General features: G+C 63.9%; 13 protein-coding genes and 1 pseudogene. 9 read left to right on the forward strand and 5 right to left on the reverse strand.

Features of this window, described 5'->3' with window-relative positions; translation table 11 throughout:
* The first annotated feature begins 5 nt into the window (after window positions 1-5).
* From ACQY5B_RS20655 to ACQY5B_RS20675, 5 genes and pseudogenes are all read left to right on the forward strand, one after another.
* Window positions 6-479: a dihydrofolate reductase gene (locus ACQY5B_RS20655; protein WP_420327660.1), complete on the forward strand. Its 474-nt coding sequence runs from the start codon at window positions 6-8 to the stop codon at window positions 477-479.
* An 81-nt stretch (window positions 480-560) separates the two neighbouring features.
* Window positions 561-1,492 (forward strand): annotated as a pseudogene (locus tag ACQY5B_RS20660) (IS5 family transposase).
* Between the two features lie 945 nt (window positions 1,493-2,437).
* On the forward strand, window positions 2,438-4,396 hold the full coding sequence (parE, locus tag ACQY5B_RS20665; protein WP_420327659.1) for a DNA topoisomerase IV subunit B: 1,959 nt from the start codon (window positions 2,438-2,440) through the stop codon (window positions 4,394-4,396).
* Window positions 4,389-5,363 (forward strand): hypothetical protein, encoded by a 975-nt coding sequence (locus ACQY5B_RS20670; protein WP_420327658.1) that lies wholly within the window; start codon window positions 4,389-4,391, stop codon window positions 5,361-5,363. The genes parE and ACQY5B_RS20670 overlap by 8 nt, the downstream gene beginning before the upstream one ends.
* An 80-nt stretch (window positions 5,364-5,443) precedes the next feature.
* Complete coding sequence (locus ACQY5B_RS20675; protein WP_305969968.1) at window positions 5,444-6,139, forward strand: hypothetical protein; 696 nt, start codon at window positions 5,444-5,446, stop codon at window positions 6,137-6,139.
* Here ACQY5B_RS20675 and ACQY5B_RS20680 read toward each other — a convergent pair.
* Window positions 6,136-6,540 carry a c-type cytochrome gene (locus tag ACQY5B_RS20680; RefSeq protein ID WP_420327657.1) on the reverse strand — a complete coding sequence of 135 codons (405 nt, stop codon included), beginning with the start codon at window positions 6,538-6,540 and terminating at the stop codon, window positions 6,136-6,138. The two genes, ACQY5B_RS20675 and ACQY5B_RS20680, sit on opposite strands and share 4 nt — an antisense overlap.
* Before the next feature lie 122 nt (window positions 6,541-6,662).
* Between ACQY5B_RS20680 and ACQY5B_RS20685 the strand changes: the two genes are divergently transcribed.
* Window positions 6,663-7,361 carry a DUF1194 domain-containing protein gene (locus ACQY5B_RS20685; protein ID WP_420327656.1) on the forward strand — a complete coding sequence of 233 codons (699 nt, stop codon included), beginning with the start codon at window positions 6,663-6,665 and terminating at the stop codon, window positions 7,359-7,361.
* Between the two features lie 9 nt (window positions 7,362-7,370).
* Here the strand turns inward: ACQY5B_RS20685 and ACQY5B_RS20690 are convergent, their stop codons facing one another.
* A complete protein-coding gene (locus ACQY5B_RS20690) occupies window positions 7,371-8,774 on the reverse strand; it encodes a bromoperoxidase (protein ID WP_420327655.1) in 1,404 nt (467 codons plus the stop codon).
* A gap of 350 nt (window positions 8,775-9,124) precedes the next feature.
* Here ACQY5B_RS20690 and ACQY5B_RS20695 point away from each other — a divergent pair, with 350 nt between their 5' ends.
* Complete coding sequence (locus tag ACQY5B_RS20695) at window positions 9,125-11,158, forward strand: S8/S53 family peptidase (protein WP_420327653.1); 2,034 nt, start codon at window positions 9,125-9,127, stop codon at window positions 11,156-11,158.
* A 7-nt stretch (window positions 11,159-11,165) separates the two neighbouring features.
* On the opposite strand, the gene ACQY5B_RS20700 is transcribed toward ACQY5B_RS20695, so the two are convergent.
* Window positions 11,166-12,095, reverse strand: coding sequence for a phosphatase PAP2 family protein (locus tag ACQY5B_RS20700; RefSeq protein WP_420327652.1), 930 nt, complete (start codon window positions 12,093-12,095; stop codon window positions 11,166-11,168).
* 321 nt (window positions 12,096-12,416) lie between these two features.
* Here ACQY5B_RS20700 and ACQY5B_RS20705 point away from each other — a divergent pair, with 321 nt between their 5' ends.
* On the forward strand, window positions 12,417-14,027 hold the full coding sequence (locus ACQY5B_RS20705) for an AfsR/SARP family transcriptional regulator (RefSeq protein WP_305969962.1): 1,611 nt from the start codon (window positions 12,417-12,419) through the stop codon (window positions 14,025-14,027).
* Window positions 14,028-14,333: 306 nt separating this feature from the next.
* Window positions 14,334-18,002 (forward strand): Hint domain-containing protein, encoded by a 3,669-nt coding sequence (locus tag ACQY5B_RS20710; RefSeq protein WP_420327650.1) that lies wholly within the window; start codon window positions 14,334-14,336, stop codon window positions 18,000-18,002.
* 35 nt (window positions 18,003-18,037) lie between these two features.
* Here ACQY5B_RS20710 and ACQY5B_RS20715 read toward each other — a convergent pair whose 3' ends face one another.
* Window positions 18,038-19,285: a lytic murein transglycosylase gene (locus tag ACQY5B_RS20715; RefSeq protein ID WP_420327648.1), complete on the reverse strand. Its 1,248-nt coding sequence runs from the start codon at window positions 19,283-19,285 to the stop codon at window positions 18,038-18,040.
* 102 nt (window positions 19,286-19,387) lie between these two features.
* Window positions 19,388-19,588, reverse strand: a complete 201-nt coding sequence (locus ACQY5B_RS20720) for a hypothetical protein (RefSeq protein ID WP_420327647.1) — start codon at window positions 19,586-19,588, stop codon at window positions 19,388-19,390.
* Window positions 19,589-19,852: the final 264 nt, after the last annotated feature.

Consider the following 19,852-nt stretch of genomic DNA (forward strand, 5'->3'; position numbering starts at 1 on the left):
TTGTCATGATCACGCTCATCGCCGCCCACGACCGCAACCGCGCCATCGGCAAGGACGGGGACATCCCCTGGCACCTCCCCGAGGACCTCGCCATGTTCAAGCGCGAGACCCTGGGCGGCGCCATCATCATGGGCCGCAAGACCTGGGACAGCCTGCCGTTCAAACCCCTCCCCAAGCGCCTGAACATCGTCGTCTCCCGCGATACCGCGCTGCACGAGCACGTCGTCGGCTCCGTCGAAGAGGGGATCGCCCTGGCGCAATCGCTTGGCTATTTCCGCATCTACGGCATCGGCGGACAGGGGATCTACGAGGCCATGCTGCCGCTGGCGCATCGGCTGTTGATCACGGAAGTGGATCTGGAAGTCGAGGGGGCGGATGCGTGGTTTCCGGAGATTGGGGAGGGATGGCGGGAAGTTGGGCGGGCCGCTCTTGGCGGCTCGGACGTTCGGGCGCGATCCAATGAACTAATTGCATTATAGCGCTTTACCTCTCCACATGACTCTGTTGCACAAATACTGTGAGGGATTCATCTTGTGAATCCAGCGTGGTAGCCCTGCTACATGAGCAGACCCACGCCCCCACCTACAAGACCAGGAACTGGCCGGCCTACAATAAAGCGCTCAAGCGCCGTGGCTCGCTGATGATCTGGTTTGATCCCGAGATGACCTGGGATGCCGTGCCGACAGGCAGGCGTGGCCGCCAGCAGACCTACAGCGATGCCGCCATCCAGACGTGCCTTACGATGAAGGTGCTGTTCGGCATGGCGCTCCGGCAGACGACCGGGTTCGTCGAGAGCCTGCTGCGTCTGGTTGGTCTCGACTGGACGGTGCCCGACTTCAGCACCCTGTCCCGGCGCGAGAAGACCTTGGCCGTGAACATCCCGTATCGCGGCTCCAAGGGGCCGCTGCACCTGCTCATCGACAGCACCGGGATCAAGGTCGAAGGTGAAGGCGAATGGCACGCACGCAAGCATGGTGGTCCAAAACGGCGGGTCTGGCGCAAGATCCACCTTGGGATCGACGAGGAAACGTTGGAGATCCGGGCTGTCGAGATCACTGGGAGTCACGTCGGCGATGCGCCAGTGCTGCCCGATCTTCTCAGTCAGATTCCAAAGAACCAGGAGATCGGCAGCGTCACGGCAGATGGCGCCTACGACACGCGCAAGTGTCACGATGCCATCGCTGACCGCGGTGCCCATGCCGTCATCCCGCCCCGCAAGAATGCGAAGCCCTGGAAAACCATCACCGCTGGAGCCGTGGCGCGCAATGAAGCCCTGCGGGCGTCCAGGTATCTCGGCCGCGCACTCTGGCGAAGATGGAGTGGATACCACCGTCGGAGCCGCGTCGAGACGAAGATGCACTGTGTCAAACTGCTGGGCCAGCGGCTCATGGCAAGGGACTTCGACCGTCAGGTCGCCGAGCTCCAGGTCCGCATCGCCGTCCTGAACGGCTACACCGCGCTCGGCATCCCGGTCACGGAGGCTGTGGGATAGGTCCGTCCGGGGAAAGGGGAAGCACACCCATCACCCGATTTGTGCAACAGAGTCATTCCAGAGCCTCGATACTTCTTAGAAATGAGCTCTCGATTTGCGGGAGACGAAAAGTGCAACATCCTCGGCACAGGGATCAAGTGCATTCACAGCTTAGAAAATTTGGAGTTGGATGACGATATTGAAAAAATCTTAGTCGAAGCAAAGTGCAAAGCGGCAGCCGCTTCTCGGAGGCGGTTATCTTAGCAAGCAGACGCGTGCATACTTGGCGGCACAATTCACGCTAGCCGCTTTGGGGCGGTCACCGCCCCCAAAGACGGCTGTCTAATTCCGTTCCTCCTTAGCACAACTTCTTCGATCTCCCACCCCGCCCGGAACAAGGGCCACAGGCCCGCCGGGCCAGCGCCGACCCGCCCCGTCCCGCCAAAGGCAGGCCAATCATAGGCGGCGCACCTTTGGTGCGACGGGCGGCGCTTTGTCGACGCATGCGCAAACCCCAGAGGTCCTTCGGATGTGTCACGATAAACTGCACCCGCTCTACCGACTGATGCACCACCCCGCAGGTCGGCGCTGTCCCGGCACCGCACTCCGATCAAGGCGGATACACCCCCGCGGGGCTCCCCCGTCCCGGGCTTGCCCCGGGACCTCGCCCCACAGGCCCCCTTGCCCCAAAAACACCCCGATTAACCAAATCTCCTGCAACGTCATCCAAACCCCGGCCCGCGTTTTGTACAAAATGCTGGAATCGACGTACAAAACGTACAAAACGTACAAGCCAGCCGCCCCAGGGCCCCCACTCCGAATCCCGCATCACCGCAAGATATGGTAGGCTCCCCCCGTTGCCTCCCCCAAGGCACGGTGCCTTAACCCCATCGCGCGCCCCGTTTACCCGGGCGGGACGCTCTGCCATAATCGCCGCCAACCAATCAGAACAAACCGAGCACGCACATGGCCGACGATCTCCTCCATTCCGCCGCACAGCCCGAGTATGACGCCTCTTCCATCGAGGTGCTCGAGGGGCTGGAACCCGTGCGCAAACGCCCGGGGATGTATATCGGCGGCACCGACGACCGCGCTCTGCATCACCTCGTGGCCGAGGTCCTGGACAACTCGATGGACGAGGCGGTGGCCGGCCACGCCAACCGGATCGAGGTCACGCTACATTCGGATTTCTCCATTGAAATCAGGGACAACGGCCGCGGCATCCCGATCGACCCGCACCCCAAGTTCCCCGGCAAATCCGCGCTAGAGGTGATCCTCTGCACCCTGCACGCAGGCGGCAAGTTCTCGGGCAAGGCCTATGAGACCTCCGGTGGTCTGCACGGCGTGGGCGCCTCGGTCGTCAACGCGCTTTCCGACAGCATGGTCGTCCAGGTCGCCCGCAACAAGGAACTGTACGAACAGCGTTTTTCGCGCGGGATTCCCCTTGGCCCGGTCGCAAAGGTCGGCCAGGCCCCGAACCGCCGCGGCACCACAGTCACCTTCCACGCCGACGAAGAAATCTTTGGACATCATAGGTTTAAACCCTCCCGCCTGTTCAAGATGGTGCGGTCCAAGGCCTATCTTTTCAGTGGTGTCGAGATCCGCTGGAAGACCGAGATCGAAGACGGCGACACGCCCACCGAGGCGACCTTCCATTTCCCCGGCGGCCTGTCGGATTACCTGGTGGAAACCCTGGGCAGCGCCTCCACCTATGCCGACAAACCCTTTTCCGGCATCGTGGATTTCAAGGAGAAATTCGGCACGCCGGGCAAGGTGGAATGGGCGATCAACTGGACGCCCTCGCGCGACGGTTTCATCCAGAGCTACTGTAACACCGTCCCCACGCCCGAGGGCGGCACGCATGAAGCCGGGTTCTGGGCCGCGATCCTCAAGGGCATCCGCGCCTATGGCGAGCTGGTGAACAACAAAAAAGCCAGCCAGATCAACAGGGACGACCTGATCACCGGCGGCTGCGCGCTGGTCTCCTGCTTTATCCGCGAACCGGAGTTCGTCGGCCAGACCAAGGACCGCCTCGCCACGACCGAAGCGCAGCGGCTGGTCGAAAACTCCGTCCGCGACCACTTTGACAACTGGTTGGCCTCGGACACGAAATCCGCCGGTGCGATCCTCGATTTCCTCGTCCTGCGGGCCGAGGAACGGCTGCGCCGCCGGCAGGAAAAGGAAACCGCCCGCAAGTCCGCGACCAAGAAACTGCGCCTGCCGGGCAAGCTAACCGACTGCACCAACAAGAACCGCGAAGGGACCGAGATCTTCATCGTCGAGGGCGATTCGGCTGGCGGTTCGGCCAAGGGCGCCCGCTTCCGCGAGACACAGGCGCTCTTGCCGCTCAAGGGCAAGATCCTGAACGTGCTCGGCGCCGCCTCGAACAAGCTGTCGTCCAACGCCGAGATCCGCGACCTCTGCGAGGCACTTGGCGTCGGACTGGGCCCCAAGTTCAACATCGACGACCTGCGCTATGACAAGATCATCATCATGACCGACGCGGATGTCGACGGCGCACATATCGCCGCGCTTTTGATGACCTTTTTCTACACGCAGATGCGCCCGCTGATCGACCAGGGGCACCTCTACCTTGCCTGCCCACCGCTGTACCGGCTGACGCAGGGGGCGAAACGGCTCTACGTGGCCGATGACGCCGCCAAGGAGGCCGCGCTGGCCAAAGGGCTGGGCGGCAAGGGCAAGATCGACGTGCAGCGGTTCAAGGGCCTGGGCGAGATGGACGCCAAGGACTTGAAAGAAACCACGATGGACCCGGCGACCCGCACCCTGATCCGCGTGACCATCGACGAGGACGAACCGGGTGAAACAGGCGACCTGGTGGAACGCCTGATGGGCAAGAAGCCCGAGCTGCGGTTCCAGTATATTCAAGAGAATGCACGCTTCGTGGAGGAGCTGGATGTATGACAAGCTAGTTCCACTTGGGTCGATTTGGGTCGCCGTCATCTGCCTGATCATTTCCCCGGCATGGGCCCAGACCTGGCAAGAGCGCATCGAAACGGCACGCGACAGGGCCGATGAACTGACCGAAATAGCCAAGCAGAAAGGCGCGGGTCCCGCCGGAACTCTCGCTTATCGGGCCGACAGGGCCGAGTTCCGCTGCATGGTCCTCGCCGAGTTGCTAGACATCGGTGACATCTCGGACCACGTCGAATTGTATGGCCCTCACTATGACGCGCCTCCGGACATGACAGATGCCTACAGAATCCAGGAATCTGCCATTGCACTTAGCAAGTGGGCCGCCATTTCGCAGGAAATGCTTGCCCTCGGTGCAGAACAACAGCGCGAAACTTGGGCGCTGACCTGCGACGGACACCTGGGGATCCCGGCCGGACTCTTGCAGGACAACTGGCAGCGCAGCGCCACGTTCCGGGGCGAAACCGGGGTGCTTTTCGTTCTGGGCGATATCGAAAAAGGCTTTTTCGAAGAGTTCGAGGAAAAGACCCGGCAAGGGAACTTCACGACCATCATGTTCGGCAGCCGGGGCGGCGGGTTGCTAGAGGCGATCAAGACCGCGAGGTTGATCCGGGAAAAAGGTTATACGACCGACCTTTACGCAAACTGCGCCTCGGCCTGTTCACTGGCCTACCTGGGCGGTTCGATGCGGATTATCGACAACTGGCGCTTCAAGCTGGGATTCCACCAACTGGCGGCCGGTGGCGAAGCTCTGCCACTTGATCACGCCCTCTACCTGGAAATCGAACAATTCGCCGACGGCCTTGGGATTGACGGTGGCTTTGTCGTCGATGCCATGCGCAGCGCCGCGCCGCACGAAATGACCTGGCCAGAGTTCCAGGACCTTTGCGATGCGAACGTGACCTGGGTTCGTGGAAACTGCTCGCAACCGCATCCCTCGGTACAGCCACAGCAATAGCCGTCCCGGGACGCGCTTTCCGCATCACGGTCAGCCTCTTGGCGCTTGCCAAGCGCCCCGGCCGCGGCCAATCTCGCACCATGCGCATTGCCTTTTTTGCCCTTTTGATCCTGGCCGCCTGTGGCCGTTCCGCCACGCCGAACGAGACCGCCTTTCTGCGCGCCTTTCACGGCGACGACTTGGACCCAAAAAGGATCCGTCTGGTTGATGGCAACCCGGCGGGCGCGGTCACCTACGAAATGCCCGTTCGCCCACGCACAACCTGCCAGGAACGCATCTGGCCGCCGATCAAGCAGGCCCGCACCGTCACCGTCTCCCCCGCGGCCACGGTTCTGTTCAACAAGGTACTGCTGCGGGATGACGTGTACCGGGAGGATTTTCTGGCCGGCTACCCCGACCAGATCGACCTTTTCGACGCGATGCTCTTTGCACATGAGGCGACCCATGTCTGGCAGTGGCAGAACCGCAAGCTGACGGGCTACCACCCTCTCAAGGCGGCACAGGAACACAGCGTCTCGAAAGACCCCTATCTTTTCGACACGGAAGAGACGCGGGATTTCCTGTCCTTCGGCTATGAACAGCAGGGCAGCATCGTCGAGGAATACGTCTGCTGTCGCCTGCTGGACCCGAACGCGCCGCGCACGGCGCGGCTGCGGGGGATGATCGGGAAATACATGCCCGTCGACCGGCTGGATGCGGTCATCGACCGACCCAATGTGATCCTGCCCTGGAAAGGGGCGCAGACAAGGGGCATCTGCCGCAATAGCGGCGGCTAGTCCTGCTCGATCCGCTGAAGCTCCATCAGATAGGCGACCAGGTCCACCACTGGCTGGGATGTCAGGATGGGCTGGCCTGTATGCGTCTTCATCGGCACGTCGAAGGCGCGTTCGAAGAAATCCCCAAAGACCGGCATCGGAGAGCCATGCGCCACCAGCGGGTCACGCCCGTCGATCCGCTGGACAACCCGCGCCAAGGGAAAGACGCCTCCGTTCTGGATCGTGAGTTCGGTCAGGTTGGTGGGTGGGATCGTCAGGACTCCCGCCATCGGCCCGTCGCCCTTGCCTTGCAGCCCGTGGCAGGTGGCGCAATGGGTGTAGAAATGCGCGCGGCCTATGTCGGCGTCCTGAGCGAATGCGGGCGCGGCGATCAGACTCAGCAGGGCAAGGCGTGCGATCATGGCGTATCCTCCTGTTCGGCAGTGGCGTGACTCTGCCACAGTCCAAAAGGCGGGAACATGATGCGGGTCAATATGGGCAAAGTATCCACCCGCCCTATCTGAACCACAAATGGAGGGCGCCGATGCGGATGATCCTGGTGGTGATGCTGGTCTGGGCCTCGGCGGCACAGGCCCGGGACACGGATCTGGAACTGGTCTTGCTGGCGGATGCCTCAGGCAGCATTGATCAGCGAGAGATCCTGTTCCAGCGACAGGGCTACGCCGAAGCGATCACGGACCCCGAGGTGCTGGCCGCCATCGCGAACACGGCTTATGGTCATATCGCGGTGACTTATGTGGAATGGGCCGCGAACCAGGCTGTCGTTGCGGACTGGACACTGATCGACGGGCCGGAAAGCGCCGCTGGTTTCGCCGCCGAACTGGTCGGAAAACCACGCCAAGCCTTCGGGCGCAACGCGATTGGCGCTGCGCTGGACGAGGCGCTGCGGCTGATGGACAGCAATGAATTCGACGGCTGGCGGCGAGTGATCGACTTTTCCGGCGACAGCGTCAATTCCTACTCGGGCCCGCCAATTGCCGAGGCGCGCGACCGGGTGCTGGCCGCCGGTGTCACGATCAATGCCTTGCCCATCCTGCGCCCGGACGACCCGGGTCGCGCGCATGGCGGGTTAGAGGCGCTTTATTCCGAACGCATCATCGGCGGACCAAGCGCCTTTGTCGTCACTGCCGAAAGCCGCGAGAGTTTCTCCGAAGCGGTCAAGCGCAAGCTGATCCTTGAAATTTCGGGCAGCCTGCCGGGCGGGTCGTTCGCCCGGCGCTGACCGTCTGCCCTAGCTGACAGCCGTCAGATGCGCCGCCGGATGGCTCGCCTCTTGTGGCCAGGCGATCGGCTCGCCATCGCGGCGCAGCTCGGCGTAGCCCCGTCCGAACCGGCGCGGATGCGAGACCAGCTGCAGGCTTTGCCCATCGAAATCGCGAAAGCCCATCTGCGCACTGCGGTTGTCCATCTCTAGCCGGTCGCGCAACAGGTGCAGGGCGATGGCCTGCCCCAAGCGCAGATCCTGGATGTTCTCGGCCGGGAAATACCCCCCTGTCACGCATCGCATCAGCCCGATATTCGCCGCCAGCCGGTCGGTCTGATCCTCCAGCGCCAGCACCGGGGCGCCCTGTCCGACCGCTTGAAGCTGGGCCCGCCGCGACGTATCGAAGACGGCCTTGACCAGCGTGGCCAGAGCGCCCGCGACGACCGCATGCGCGCCCAGATCCGAAGGCGTCAGGTGCTGCCGCTCGGGGCCGGCCAGTGGTAGAAACAGCGACGCTTCAAACCGCTGTGGCCCACGTCGCGCCCGGTTCGCCCGGCTGACCCAGTGAACCAGATTGGGCGCAGCAGTGACAAGCTCCTCTGCCGCCGCACGATGGATTTCGCTTTCCGGAGCCCGCGCGCCCTCTTCGCTGCCCAACCAGACCGTCATCCGCGCCGCGGTGACCGCCGGACGCGGCATCCGGCCCTCTTCCGAAACCTGCGCAAGGGCAAACCGGCTGGCAAGCGCCTCGCCTTCGGCCATCAGCGCAAAGAGCCGCGACCCCGTCCAGGTCCCGGGCAGACCATGCGCCATGTTCGTACCACGCGCCAGCGCGACCAGCGCGGCATTGTGGAAGGGACGCGCGGGCGGGGTCAGGTGCAGCGTCTCGGCGCGGTCGCCCAGGCTGGGGTCCTGCTGTGGACGCACGGCGGCCCAAGGCAGGCGCAGACCGGCCTGGCTATGCTCGACACACCAGCCGATCCATTCCGAGAGCCCCGCTTCTTCGGACGGCCATGCCCCGGGGGTCCGCTTCGGGCGCGGCTCCATGTGGTGACTGTCCCAGAAAGCCGACAGGACCGGACCACCACCGCGCAGGGCGACCCCCCCGCGCAAAAGGGTTTCCAACGTCAGCTGGTAATCCGCGTTGCAGCGCAAGGCCCGACGCTGGCTGGCGTCCATCTGGCCGGGCTGCACGTCACGCGATCGGTCCGGCACGGCCCCGGCAAGCGGCACGCGGGCATCGAACCAGCTAAGATTGCGCAGCTCGCAAAGCAGTTCATGCATCGTGAACCGCGTGGCCCCGTCGATCCTGACGGCGCAATGCGGGTCTTGCAGCGCTTCCGCGCGTAGATCCTGAACCAGCCCCAGCGCAAACAGCTCTGCCATGTCGGCAGCCAGCTCTGGCGCCGACAGCCGGGGCGGCGCGGGCATGGCAATCCGGTCATGAAGGGATCTTCCCTGACCGCCTCCGTCTATCACACCGAACCTTGTCCCGGTCCCGTTGCATTTCATGGTCTTTCCCCTAGCCCGAAGCATCCATTTGTACGGCTTGCCCGTACGTTAACCCGACCATGCACCTTCGCCCGTGAACAGACCGCAATTGCCGCGCAATTCCTGCGTGAAACGGGCATGAAATCCCGACGAAATCTCACTGTTCGCTTATCCGCGTGGCGTGAATTCTGCGCAAACCCGGCAGGCTCGGAACCCGCTTCCTTGACCGGAAGGTGAAAAAGACCTTTGCTGACATGGCTAATTTCGCGTGCGGGATCAGGGGGATCGACATGGGACACAGCTGGACCGAAGCCAGAGAGTACGCCTTTCGCGATGCCTGCCTTGACTGGTCACGTCTTGTCGGCCTGCGGCGCGACATGCTGCCACCGGCACGCCCGGAGCGAGGCCCGGATTACGCCCCGCTATTCGTGCATCTCAAGCCCGCAGATGACATGCAGGCCGCGCGCCGCCGCCTGCGCGATCTTGTCGGGCAGGCGGACTCGCCCCTACGGATGGACGACACCGAACTTGCAGCGCTTGAGGCCCGCATCGACGATCCCGCCATCCATCCGAACCTTCCGGACAACTACATGATCTACAGGCGTATCGGCACGGCGGATAGCCTGCACGACGACCTGTTCGAGGTGATCGACTCGGGCTGCCCGGTTCAGATGGCGGACGATCCGATGCCGCCCGCGCCCGCCGGACCGGTGCCGCCCTCACCCACACCCGGCGCGCCGATCGTCGCGATCATCGACGACGGGATTGGCTTTCTGAACGCGCGCTTCTGCCGGAACACTGCGCCAAGGCGCACGCGGTTTCATGCCCTCTGGCTGCAGGCGCTGGAACAGCAGGCCACCAAGCCGAAAGGCACGCTGGCTGGCCGCATACTGGACACCGCTGAAATCGACGATCTGCTGGCACAAGGCGACGAAAGCGCGACCTATGCGGCGCTGAATGCCGCGATCTACCCCGGCAAGACCCGCGATGAGACCGGGTTTGCCACCACCCATGGCACGCACGTCCTTGATCTTGCCGCCGGGGCCGACCCGGAGGACGAACTCGATCCGGCACGGAACTGGCCGTTGCTGGGTGTCCAACTTCCGCCCGAAAGCATCGATGACACCTCTGGCACCTGGATCGAAAGCTATCTTGTCATGGGACTGCGCTGGGTCCTGCGGCAGGCCGCCCAAGTGGACGCAAGGGCGCCCGTCATCGTCAACGTCTCACTTGGCGTGTTGGCGGGTCCCAAGGATGGCTCACATTTCGTCGAGTACCAGATGGCCCGTGAGGCGCAGACATGGGAAGTGGCCACTGGCCAGCCGGTCCGCCTGGTCTGGGCCTTTGGCAACAGCTATCGCAGCAGCCAGGTCGCGCAGCTCGGCCCGGCCAAGGGCCCCGCACAAGTGACCTGGCGAGTACAGCCCGACGACGAGACCGCCAGCTTCATCGAAATCCACTGCAGGAACGGGGCATCTGCGGACCTGCAGGTGGGCCTGACGGCACCTGACGGCACCGCCTCGGGTCTGGCACAGCTCAAGCCCGGCGAAATCCGCTCACTCGAACGGGACGACGGGGCCGCGCTGGCCCGCATCTACCATGTCCCGACGCGAAAACGGGACAAGGATATCGAACAACCGGCCTGTTATGTATTGGCATTGGCCCCCACGCGAGGCCAGAAAGCCGGAGAGCCAGTGGCTCCCGCCGGGGCATGGACGGTTTCGCTGCAAGGCCCCGGTGACGTGCTGCTGCAGGTTCAGAGAGACGACGCGGTTCGCGGGGCGGAGGTGCGCGGACGGCAGAGCTATCTCGACCACCCGGCCGCCTATGACTGGGATGAAAGCCGTGCTGCCTATGTCGCTCCCGGCGCCGGTCCGATATGCGATGCGGGCTGCCACAATGCCTATGTCGCGGCGAATTGTCGGCAGGTGTTCAGCGTGGGCGCCGCGCAGGCATCCGCCTGGACTGCATTGCCGGAAGTCCGAAACTATCGCCCCGCCCCCTACAGCGGCGAGGGCGCATCTTGGTCCCAGCCCGGTCCAAGTGTCGCCGCCCCGATTGGCAACGGGCCATTTTCGGCTGGCATCCGGGCATCCGGAACGCTTAGCGGCAGCACGCGGCGACAAGCGGGCACAAGCGCCGCAGCGGGCCGCCTGACACGCGCCCTGGCCCTGTCATCGACCCGGATCATCACCAATGCGCAGAACCCGGCGTCGACCCGGCTGGAGGATATCGACCCGGCATACCTGGTGCCGACCGGAACGCAGGACTCGCGGCTGGGCGAGGCGCTGGTCAAATTTCCGGACCTCCTGCCCGCCAGCTAGACGCGGATCACCACTCTTCCTTGGCCTCGTCCCACATCTTGGCCAGCCAGCCCGGCACCAGCCCCGTCGGCAGCGACAAGGTGCCCGTGGCGATCTCCTGGCCGTTGTCCAATGCCTCGACCATGCGGGCCAGGGTAAAGTCCCCGTCGTACCCCGCGCCATGGAAAACGCGCGTCCGGGTCTGCGGCGTCCCCTCGAGGAGGTTGATCAGCGCCTCGGCCACGGTCACGCCCAGCACGGCACCGGCCATGCTGTCGGTAGGGAAATGGACGCCCGCCACTGTCCGGTTCATCGCGATCCGTTCGGCGTGGCGGTACAGTTCGCTGCCCGCTTTGATCTGCTCGACCGGATCCACCGGCGTATTCAGGAACAGTCGCGACAGCAGCGTGGCACAGGCAAAGGCCTCGGTCGCATGCCCCGACGGCCATGAGCCATGCCCCGGCGTCTGGATCAGCGGCTGCACCTTGCGGGACATGGCAATGGGGCGCGCCACGTCAAACCCGTGTTTCAGGGGCATCTCGATCACGGTGCAAAGACGCAGCATCGCCTGGTTCATCGCCAGCGTCCATTTCGTGGCATCCGGCGCCATATAGCCGACCAGGCCGAAAAAGCTCTGGATGTCGCCCGTCTGCATGATGATCTCGTTCAGCCGGTCGCCACGCAGGTCGGCATAGGTGCGCAGGTAATGCAGCTGCTTGTCCGCGAGGAACGTGCTTGTCGGCGCCTCGAGCGTGACCAGCGGCCCGCCTGCCAATGCCACGGTTCCCGTCGCCGGCTTGCCCTTGGCCGCAGGTTCCAGCGTGACGTTGAACAGCCCTTGCAGGCAAGCATCCATCACCGCCCGCCGGGGACCGGTCGCCATCGCAGTCAGCGCGTCCCAGCCGCTGCGACCGTCCTGTTTCGGGACGCGGTCCGCCGTACCGTCCCAGTATCCCACGGTTCCGTCCCGCGCCTGGCCCAGAGCGGCACTGCCAAAGGTATTGTCCGGCCCGGCCTGCGAGTTTTCCGCCGCCTGGCTGTTCTGCGAATTTTGTGAATTCTGTGAGTTTTGCGAATTCTGGCTGTTTTGGGAGTTCTGCGAATTGTATAGACCGGAAACGGGCATGACTTCCTCGTGAAATTTAAGGCAGAGTTTTTGGCACTGCTCGCAACAGGTCAAAGCCTAACTGCCAATTCGGATATTCGTTAACGGAAATTTCACGTCCGTTGCCGAGCCGTCACGGCGGTGCTAGATTTTCGCAACTTGCGAGGAAAGCACATGGCAGCGCCTGCATCCCAGAGGATCACCATCACCGTGCTCGGACCATTCCTGGTTCGGGACGGCGATGGCGTGACGCTGCCCATCAAGGGGGCCAAGAACCAGGCGCTCCTGGCGATGCTGGCGCTCAGCCCCGACATGACCCGCCCGCGCCGCTGGCTGGAGGACAAGCTGTGGTCGACCTTCGGCCCGGAACAGGCCAGCGCCAACCTGAGGCAAGCCCTGTCCAAGTTGCGCAATGCGCTTGGCCCGGCGGCCGGGGTGATCAGGGCGGACAGGTCCTCGGTCACGCTTGACCCGCGTGCCGTTACCGTAGACCTGCACGAGGAGGTCATACCCGAAGATGACCGCGTCGAACTCTTGCAGGGCATCGACGTGCGAGACCCCGAGTTCGAGGACTGGTTGCGCCAGGAACGGGCCGCGCTTTTGTCGAAACTGGCCTCGGCCAGCCCAACCGACAGCCGCGGTATCCTGATCAACTGCCGTGCCAGCACAGAGGCGCCGGGGCGCGACAGGATGCTGGGCGAGGTCCTGGCCAACCAGATCGGCGAGAACATAGCGGAGCAGGTCCGTGCCTGGCGACAATCGGATTCGGACACGCCCCTGCCCGAGGGCGCCCCGGTCAGCGACGTGTCCGTCAGCACCCAGTTGATGGAAAACGGCGAAGGTGGACACGCGCTGTTCATCAAGGCCACGCATCAACCCAGTGCACGCATCCTTTATTCCAAGCTGCAACAACTCGATCGACTCGAGGATATCCTGAGCGCGGAAATCGACGTGTCACGCACCGTCTTCGAGGCCGCCGACCAGATCATCGGCAAGCTGCCGCATGTGCTGGAAAAGGATCGCCCCGAAACCCGCGCCACGGCGCTGTCGCGGCTGGGGCTTTATCGGATGTTCTCGTTCGAAAAGGACGCCCTGCGCGAAGCTTACGGCTTGATGGACCAGGCTTTTCGCCGCGACGAGAACGGCATCTACCTCGCCTGGGCCAGCATGATCCGGCTGACCCAGATGATGGAAATGGCCGAGGAAGACCAGGAGGGCCTGCTGGAAGAGGCCGTCGACCTGCATTATCGCGCGATGGAGCTGAGCCCGGACAACGTGCTTGTCCATGCGATCATCTCCAAGGTGCGCGGCACGGCGCTTGGCGATACAGCCGGAGTGCTGGACCTGGCACAGAACGCGGTGGAACGGAACCCGGCCAACGCCTTTGCCTGGAAATCCCTGTCAGAGGCACTGATCCTGTCGGGCGACATGGAAGGCGGGTTCAGCGCCTCCGAACGGGCCTGCCGAATCGCGCGCACCTCGCCTTTCAAACATTACTGGGACACCGGTCACTGCATCGTGGCCATTGCCTGCAACCGCCCGCAAGAGGCGATCGAAGCCGGAGAGGCCGCGGTGCGCTCTGCCCCCTTGTCCCGGCCGGGCCACCGCCACCTGCTGGCGCTTTATGCCCTTGAAGGACAACTGGACAAGGCCCAAGCCGTGGCCGAGAAGCTGGCCAAGATCGAGCCGGGCTTTTCACTGGATCGGCTGGTGAACGACGACAGCTATCCGGTGCGCACGCTGCGCAACAAGGGTTTGCTGGAACCGATCCGCGCCCTTCTCTGACCGACATCTCCTGTCTTCACGGCGGGTCCGGACCATCGTCGGACAACCGTCAAAACGACTTGCGGCTTGAGACAAGCTGCCGACAGTCGGCAACGAGCAAACGGCGCGCCGAAGAACTGGGTTCGTATCAGGAAAGAAAGGCGATCTTAACCCCGGACGGGGTAACAAACGGAGCGCCAATTCCCTTGATCCGACCCACTTCGGCCACATTCCTGCGATCATTGGCGTCACTCGGTGAGCGCCGAAAATTTTCGGCGGGACGGGCCTTTGGGGCGGGTCCATTCGGTAAAGGTGAGGATCGCTGGCATGGCGAGGTATGTAGTTACGGCATCGAATTGGGATTCGCCCTCATTCTGGGGCCATATTCACCAGAGCAGCTCGGGCCATACGCTGGATTTCTCGGGTCTGGGCGCGAATTACTCGGTATTCTACAACGCCGAAGCCGGTGAACTGCAGATTTCCGACGGATCAAGCACCTATACGGTTGGCGACATCTGGCACAACGGTTTGCCCGACGCTCGGCTGGGTGGATCCACGCAATTCGAAGCCTTCACGAACATGATCCTGCCCGAAGGTCCGGATTCCTATGCCGGCCGCGACCAGGGCGAGACCATCGATCTTGGCGGGGGGCCCGACACAATCTTTGCGCTGGGTGGGAACGACACTGTCAGGGGCATCGACGGCGATGACTTCGTCAATCTCGGCGACGGTGCCGACCTAGCCAGCGCGACCGGCGGCGACAACACGCTGATCGGCGGCGACGGCAACGACACACTTGGCTCCGACATGGGTTCGGATCTGCTGCGCGGGGGCACGGGCGCTGACACGATCGACGCCCTGGGCGGCGATAACACCATCGACGGCGGCACCGGGGCGGACAGCATCACCACCGGCGACGGTGCAGATGTGATCACTGGCGGATCCGGCCTGGACACGATCAGCGCAGGCGGTGGCGACGACGTGATCTACGGTGACGGCAGCGACGCGGGGGCCAGCGCCGGGACGCTGTCCTCGTTCGATTTCAACGTGATCAGCGAAACCGGCGACACCGGCACCGGCGTCCTGGGCATATACGCGGTCTATGACAGCATCGGTGTCACGGACGAAGGCATCGTCGTGCAGGCCCGACTGACGGTCCTCGACACAGACGATCCCGATATCCAGATCGAGTTCAACCACAACTCCGTCTACATCAACCGCGACGGCGCCGTCGACGCTGGCACCGGTGTCACGCTGGGGTTCGAATTCCATGATCAGGCCACCGGCGAGCCGATCAAGATCACCGGCGCCTTCACGTTCCAGGACATCGACACAACTGCCGAAAGCGTGACCGCGCAGACCGCGGACGTGGAAAGCCTGGGCCTGGCCGCGACCCCAACAACGAACCTGACCGCCACGGACAGCGGCGAGGAACTGGGCGCGCAGTCGGACAACACGAGTTCGGACAATGCCGACCAGAACCACTGGGCCCAGTTCAGCTATTCCGATCAGCAGGAACTGGTCTTCATTGTGACCTCCCGCGCCGCCGGGACCAACTACGCCTTTACCACCACGGGCTTTACCGACGCGCCGACCGTCGTCATCGCCGCCCCGGAAACACAGGACGACCTGATCGACGCCGGCGCGGGTGACGACCTTGTCCATGGTCTGGCCGGCGAGGACACGCTGGCCGGCGGCACGGGCCAGGACACGCTGCATGGCGGGGCCGATGCGGATTCGATCGATGGCGGTGCAGATGCCGACCTGATCGTCGTCAGCGACGGTTTCGGCGCCGACGTGATCCGCGGTGGTGAGGCCGTCAGCACCGGCACCGACCATGATACGCTGGATTTTTCGGACATGAGCGTCGGCATCGACATGACCTTGACCGGCGACGAGGCGGGCACAGCGACAGATGGCACCGACAAGCTGAGCTTTGCCGGGATCGAGCATGTCGTCCTGACCGACCAAAACGACGATTTCTTTGCCCAGTACGGTCCGGCCAGCACCGGCATCACGGTCGCGAGCGGCGGCGGGAACGACTCCGTCGTTGGCACGCAGGCCGCCGACCGGATCGACGGTGGCACTGACAACGACACGCTGCGTGGCGGCGATGGCGCGGACACGATCATGGGCGGGGCCGGAAACGACAGCCTGCATGGCAACGAGGGCAGCGATTCCATTGCCGGGGGCGCGGGAAGCGATGCGATCTACGGAGAATCCGGGGACGATTTTGTGTCCGGCGGCGTGGGCAACGACACGGTCGAGGGCAACGAAGGCAACGACACCCTGATAGGCGGCGACGGCAACGACTGGATGCGCGGCTCTTTCGGCAAGGACGCGCTGTATGGCGGTGCCGGGGACGACTATCTCTGGGGTGGCTGGGGTGACGACACCTTTCACATCGAAAACGGATTCGGCAACGACACCGTGGACGCCGAGGGCGTGGACGAAACCGATGGCGACGTGCTGGATCTTTCGGCCGTTACCGACGACCTGACCATCGACCTGTCTCAGGTGAACCCCGAGATAGGGACCGTCACGGATGGGGCGGACACAATCGGCTTCAACGATATCGAGACCATCGTCCTGGGATCCGGCAAGGACACGCTGGTGCTTGGCAACGGCTCTGGCGCAGACATCGTGACGGGCTTTGCCGCGCCAAGCGATCTGGGCGGCAGCACCTATTTGGGCAATGACCTGCTTGACGTAAGCGCGTTGACGGACCTGTCCGGGAACCCCGTTTCGACAGAGGACGTGACCGTGACCGACACGTTGGGTGACGGCTCCGGCCATGCGATCCTGACTTTCCCCAACGGCGAAAGCATCACGCTGGTCGGCGTTCCCATCACCCAGGTGCAAAGCCCCGAACAACTGGCCGCAATGGGCATCCCGCTGTACTCCGGCGACCATACCGTCGAGGGCACGGCCCTGGGCGAAGTCATCGACACCGGCTATGCAGGCGATCCCGACGGCGATTTCATCGACAATGGCGACGGCATCGGCGGCGCGCAGGACGACACCGTCCTGGCCCACGGGGGCGACGACACCGTGCATGGGGGCCTTGGCGACGACAGTATCCTGGGCGGCGCGGGCAAGGACTCTCTGGTCGGTGGCGACGGGGCGGACACGCTGGAAGGGGGCGATGACGCCGATACGTTCACCCTGGGGTCGGGCGATTTCGCATCCGGTGACGGCGGTGACGATGTTTTCAACGCCAGCGCCGACGACATGGATGGCACTCATCTCACCGTGACCGGTGGCGAAAGTGGAGAGACCGCAGGCGATACGCTGAACATCACGGGGCCGGCCAAGATCACCATGACAGGTGCCGAATCCGGCAAGGTCGAATGGGTGGACGGGTCCACGCTGACCTTCTCGGAAATCGAGAAGGTCAATTATGCGCCCTGTTTCACCCCCGGCACCCTGATCAAGACCAACAAGGGTGAGGTCGATGTGGCCGACATCCTCCCCGGGGACCGTGTCTTGACCCGCGACAACGGGTACAAAAGCGTGCTCTGGGCCGGGGCCAAGACAATCGGCCCCGCCGACCTGGAGGCAACGCCGGAGCTGCGCCCCGTCCGGATCGCCACGGGTGCGCTGGGACGCGGCATGCCGGAACGCGACATGCTGGTGTCACCGCAGCACCGCCTGATGATGGCCGGCGCCGCGATCGAACTGCTTTTCGGCGAGGACGAGGTGCTGGTGGCCGCCAGCCACCTGGTCGGGCGCCCCGGCATTTCGCGGGTCAGCCCGGCCGCGGGCGTGACCTATGTTCATTTCATGTTCGACGCGCATGAACTGGTCATGTCAGACGGCGCCTGGACCGAGAGCTTTCAGCCCGGTGACCTGTCGCTGGCCGGTCTGGACGAGGGCCCGCGCGCGGAATTGCTGGCGCTGTTCCCGGAACTGTCGAATGCGCCGGGACGGGGAGCCTATCCCGCGGCGCGGGCCGCGCTCAAGGCGGAACAGGCACGCCTGCTGATCACGGCGTGACTGTTCGGTGGCTCTTGGCCGGGCGCCGCCCGTTTTCAGCCAAGCGCCTGCAACAGGGCGCGCGACGGTTCTCCGGTCACGGCCAGGCCCTTTGACTGTTGGTAGGCGGTAATCGCCGCCTCGGTCTTTTTACCGATGACCCCATCCGGGGTGCCCGCATCGAAACCGGCCCGCGTCAGCCCACGCTGCAAGGCCTTGCGGTCCTCCAATGTCAGCCCGTACTTGTCGCGGCCAAAGTCGCCAACCAACGGCCCCGCCCCGTCCAGCCGATCCGCCAGGTAACCGACGGCCAGCCCGTAGTTCTCGGAGGGATTATAGCGGAGGATCATGTTGAAGTTGTGGAACACAAGGAAGGCAGGCTTGCCCACGCCCATCGGCGCCAGCACTGCGGCAGAGCCGTGATCGGGCAGAGAACCGCCTCGTGCCGGACGCACGCCCAGTTCCCGAAAGCGCGAAACTGCCGCCCGGTTCTTGCGTCCCAAGGGGCCGGAATAGCCCTGCGGCAGGCGGACCTCGATGCCCCAGGGCTGCCCCCGACGCCAACCGGCGCGGGCCAGGAACCGCGCCGTGGTGGCGAACGCATCAATCGGATTTTCCGACCAGATGTCGCGTTTGCCATCACCGTCGAAATCGACCGAATGCTCCTGGTAGGCGTTCGGGATCAGCTGGGTGTGCCCCATCGCACCTGCCCAACTGCCCACCAACTGCTCTGGCCGTGCGTCGCCGGTCTGAACGATCCGCAGGGCATCCATCAGGTTCGACTCGAAAAACCGTCCGCGGCGCCCCTCCCAGGCCAATGTCGACGTGGCCGAGATCACCGGGATCTTCCCACGCTTGGTGCCGAAGTAGCTTTCGACCCCCCAGATCGAAGCCATGACCTTGGCCGGAACGCCATACTCTGCCTCGACCCTCTGCAGCGCCGCGCGTTGCTTGGCGAATTGACCCCGGCCGAACCGGACCTTGTCCTCTGGCGCGACAATGGCCAGGTAATCCTCCAGCGTGCGGCTGAATTCGGTCTGGTTGCGGTCCCGCTCGATCACGCCCGGCAGGAAACCCTGCCCGCGAAACGCCCGGTCCAAAGTCGTTTCCGTGATGCCCCGCTCCCGGGCACGCGCCCGGAACTCCGCGACCCAGCTATCGTAGGCGGGATTGGGCTGCGGGCGCAGCCCCGGTTCCAGAGCCGGATCGGGCCGCGCCACCTCTGGCAGCCCTCCCCCCGGCAGGCATCCTCCCAGCCAGATCGCCGAAGCGCCCAGTGCAAAACCCCGTCTGGAAAGGCGCATGTCCTGTCTCCTGCCTTGTTATTGCGCGCAGGCTAGACCGTCACCCCAACCAACTGCAACCGCGTGTCAGGCAGGATCCCGCCGAACGCCGATCACAGGTTCTTAATCCAGATCCAGGCCCCGATCATGGCCAGCAAAACAAGAGGCAACCACCAGCGGTTCCAGATCGGAGTGGGATTGAAACAATAGCGACAAGTGCTCACGCCATAGCGCAGGCGATGATTGCAACTGCAGCGAAAAATACGAATTGCCTTGACCATCCACCAGACTTCCGAGTTCAAACAGAAGCATATCTTGCGCCATTCTGCCAATTTGACCAGCAAATTGGACAAAAAACTGCCATAACTGACGCCTCCCCCAAGGATCCTGGCCGCGGCGCTTGACACATTCTCGACACTGGTATCTCTGCGTCGCCCTTCGTGACCCTCGCTATTTGGCTTTTGTCGCTGCCTGACACCCATCCTGTGTGTTCAAGGCACCGTGCTGCGATGGCTCTTCGCCCGAGTGGCGCATCCTAAAGGCGAACACTCGACGCGCATGGGTTTGAGGCCCCCCAAATGCACGGCA

The organism is Antarctobacter sp., from assembly GCF_965277915.1.
Lineage (GTDB): Bacteria > Pseudomonadota > Alphaproteobacteria > Rhodobacterales > Rhodobacteraceae > Antarctobacter.

Coding starts and splice junctions, on each gene's coding strand:
- ACQY5B_RS20655 (WP_420327660.1), top strand. CDS start 6: ATGATCACGCTCATCGCCGCCCACGACCGCAACCGCGCCATCGGCAAG.
- ACQY5B_RS20690 (WP_420327655.1), bottom strand. CDS start 8,774: ATGCCCGCGCCGCCCCGGCTGTCGGCGCCAGAGCTGGCTGCCGACATG.
- ACQY5B_RS20720 (WP_420327647.1), bottom strand. CDS start 19,588: ATGGCGCAAGATATGCTTCTGTTTGAACTCGGAAGTCTGGTGGATGGT.
- ACQY5B_RS20710 (WP_420327650.1), top strand. CDS start 14,334: ATGGCGAGGTATGTAGTTACGGCATCGAATTGGGATTCGCCCTCATTC.
- ACQY5B_RS20675 (WP_305969968.1), top strand. CDS start 5,444: ATGCGCATTGCCTTTTTTGCCCTTTTGATCCTGGCCGCCTGTGGCCGT.
- ACQY5B_RS20670 (WP_420327658.1), top strand. CDS start 4,389: ATGTATGACAAGCTAGTTCCACTTGGGTCGATTTGGGTCGCCGTCATC.
- parE (WP_420327659.1), top strand. CDS start 2,438: ATGGCCGACGATCTCCTCCATTCCGCCGCACAGCCCGAGTATGACGCC.
- ACQY5B_RS20685 (WP_420327656.1), top strand. CDS start 6,663: ATGCGGATGATCCTGGTGGTGATGCTGGTCTGGGCCTCGGCGGCACAG.
- ACQY5B_RS20680 (WP_420327657.1), bottom strand. CDS start 6,540: ATGATCGCACGCCTTGCCCTGCTGAGTCTGATCGCCGCGCCCGCATTC.
- ACQY5B_RS20705 (WP_305969962.1), top strand. CDS start 12,417: ATGGCAGCGCCTGCATCCCAGAGGATCACCATCACCGTGCTCGGACCA.
- ACQY5B_RS20695 (WP_420327653.1), top strand. CDS start 9,125: ATGGGACACAGCTGGACCGAAGCCAGAGAGTACGCCTTTCGCGATGCC.
- ACQY5B_RS20715 (WP_420327648.1), bottom strand. CDS start 19,285: ATGCGCCTTTCCAGACGGGGTTTTGCACTGGGCGCTTCGGCGATCTGG.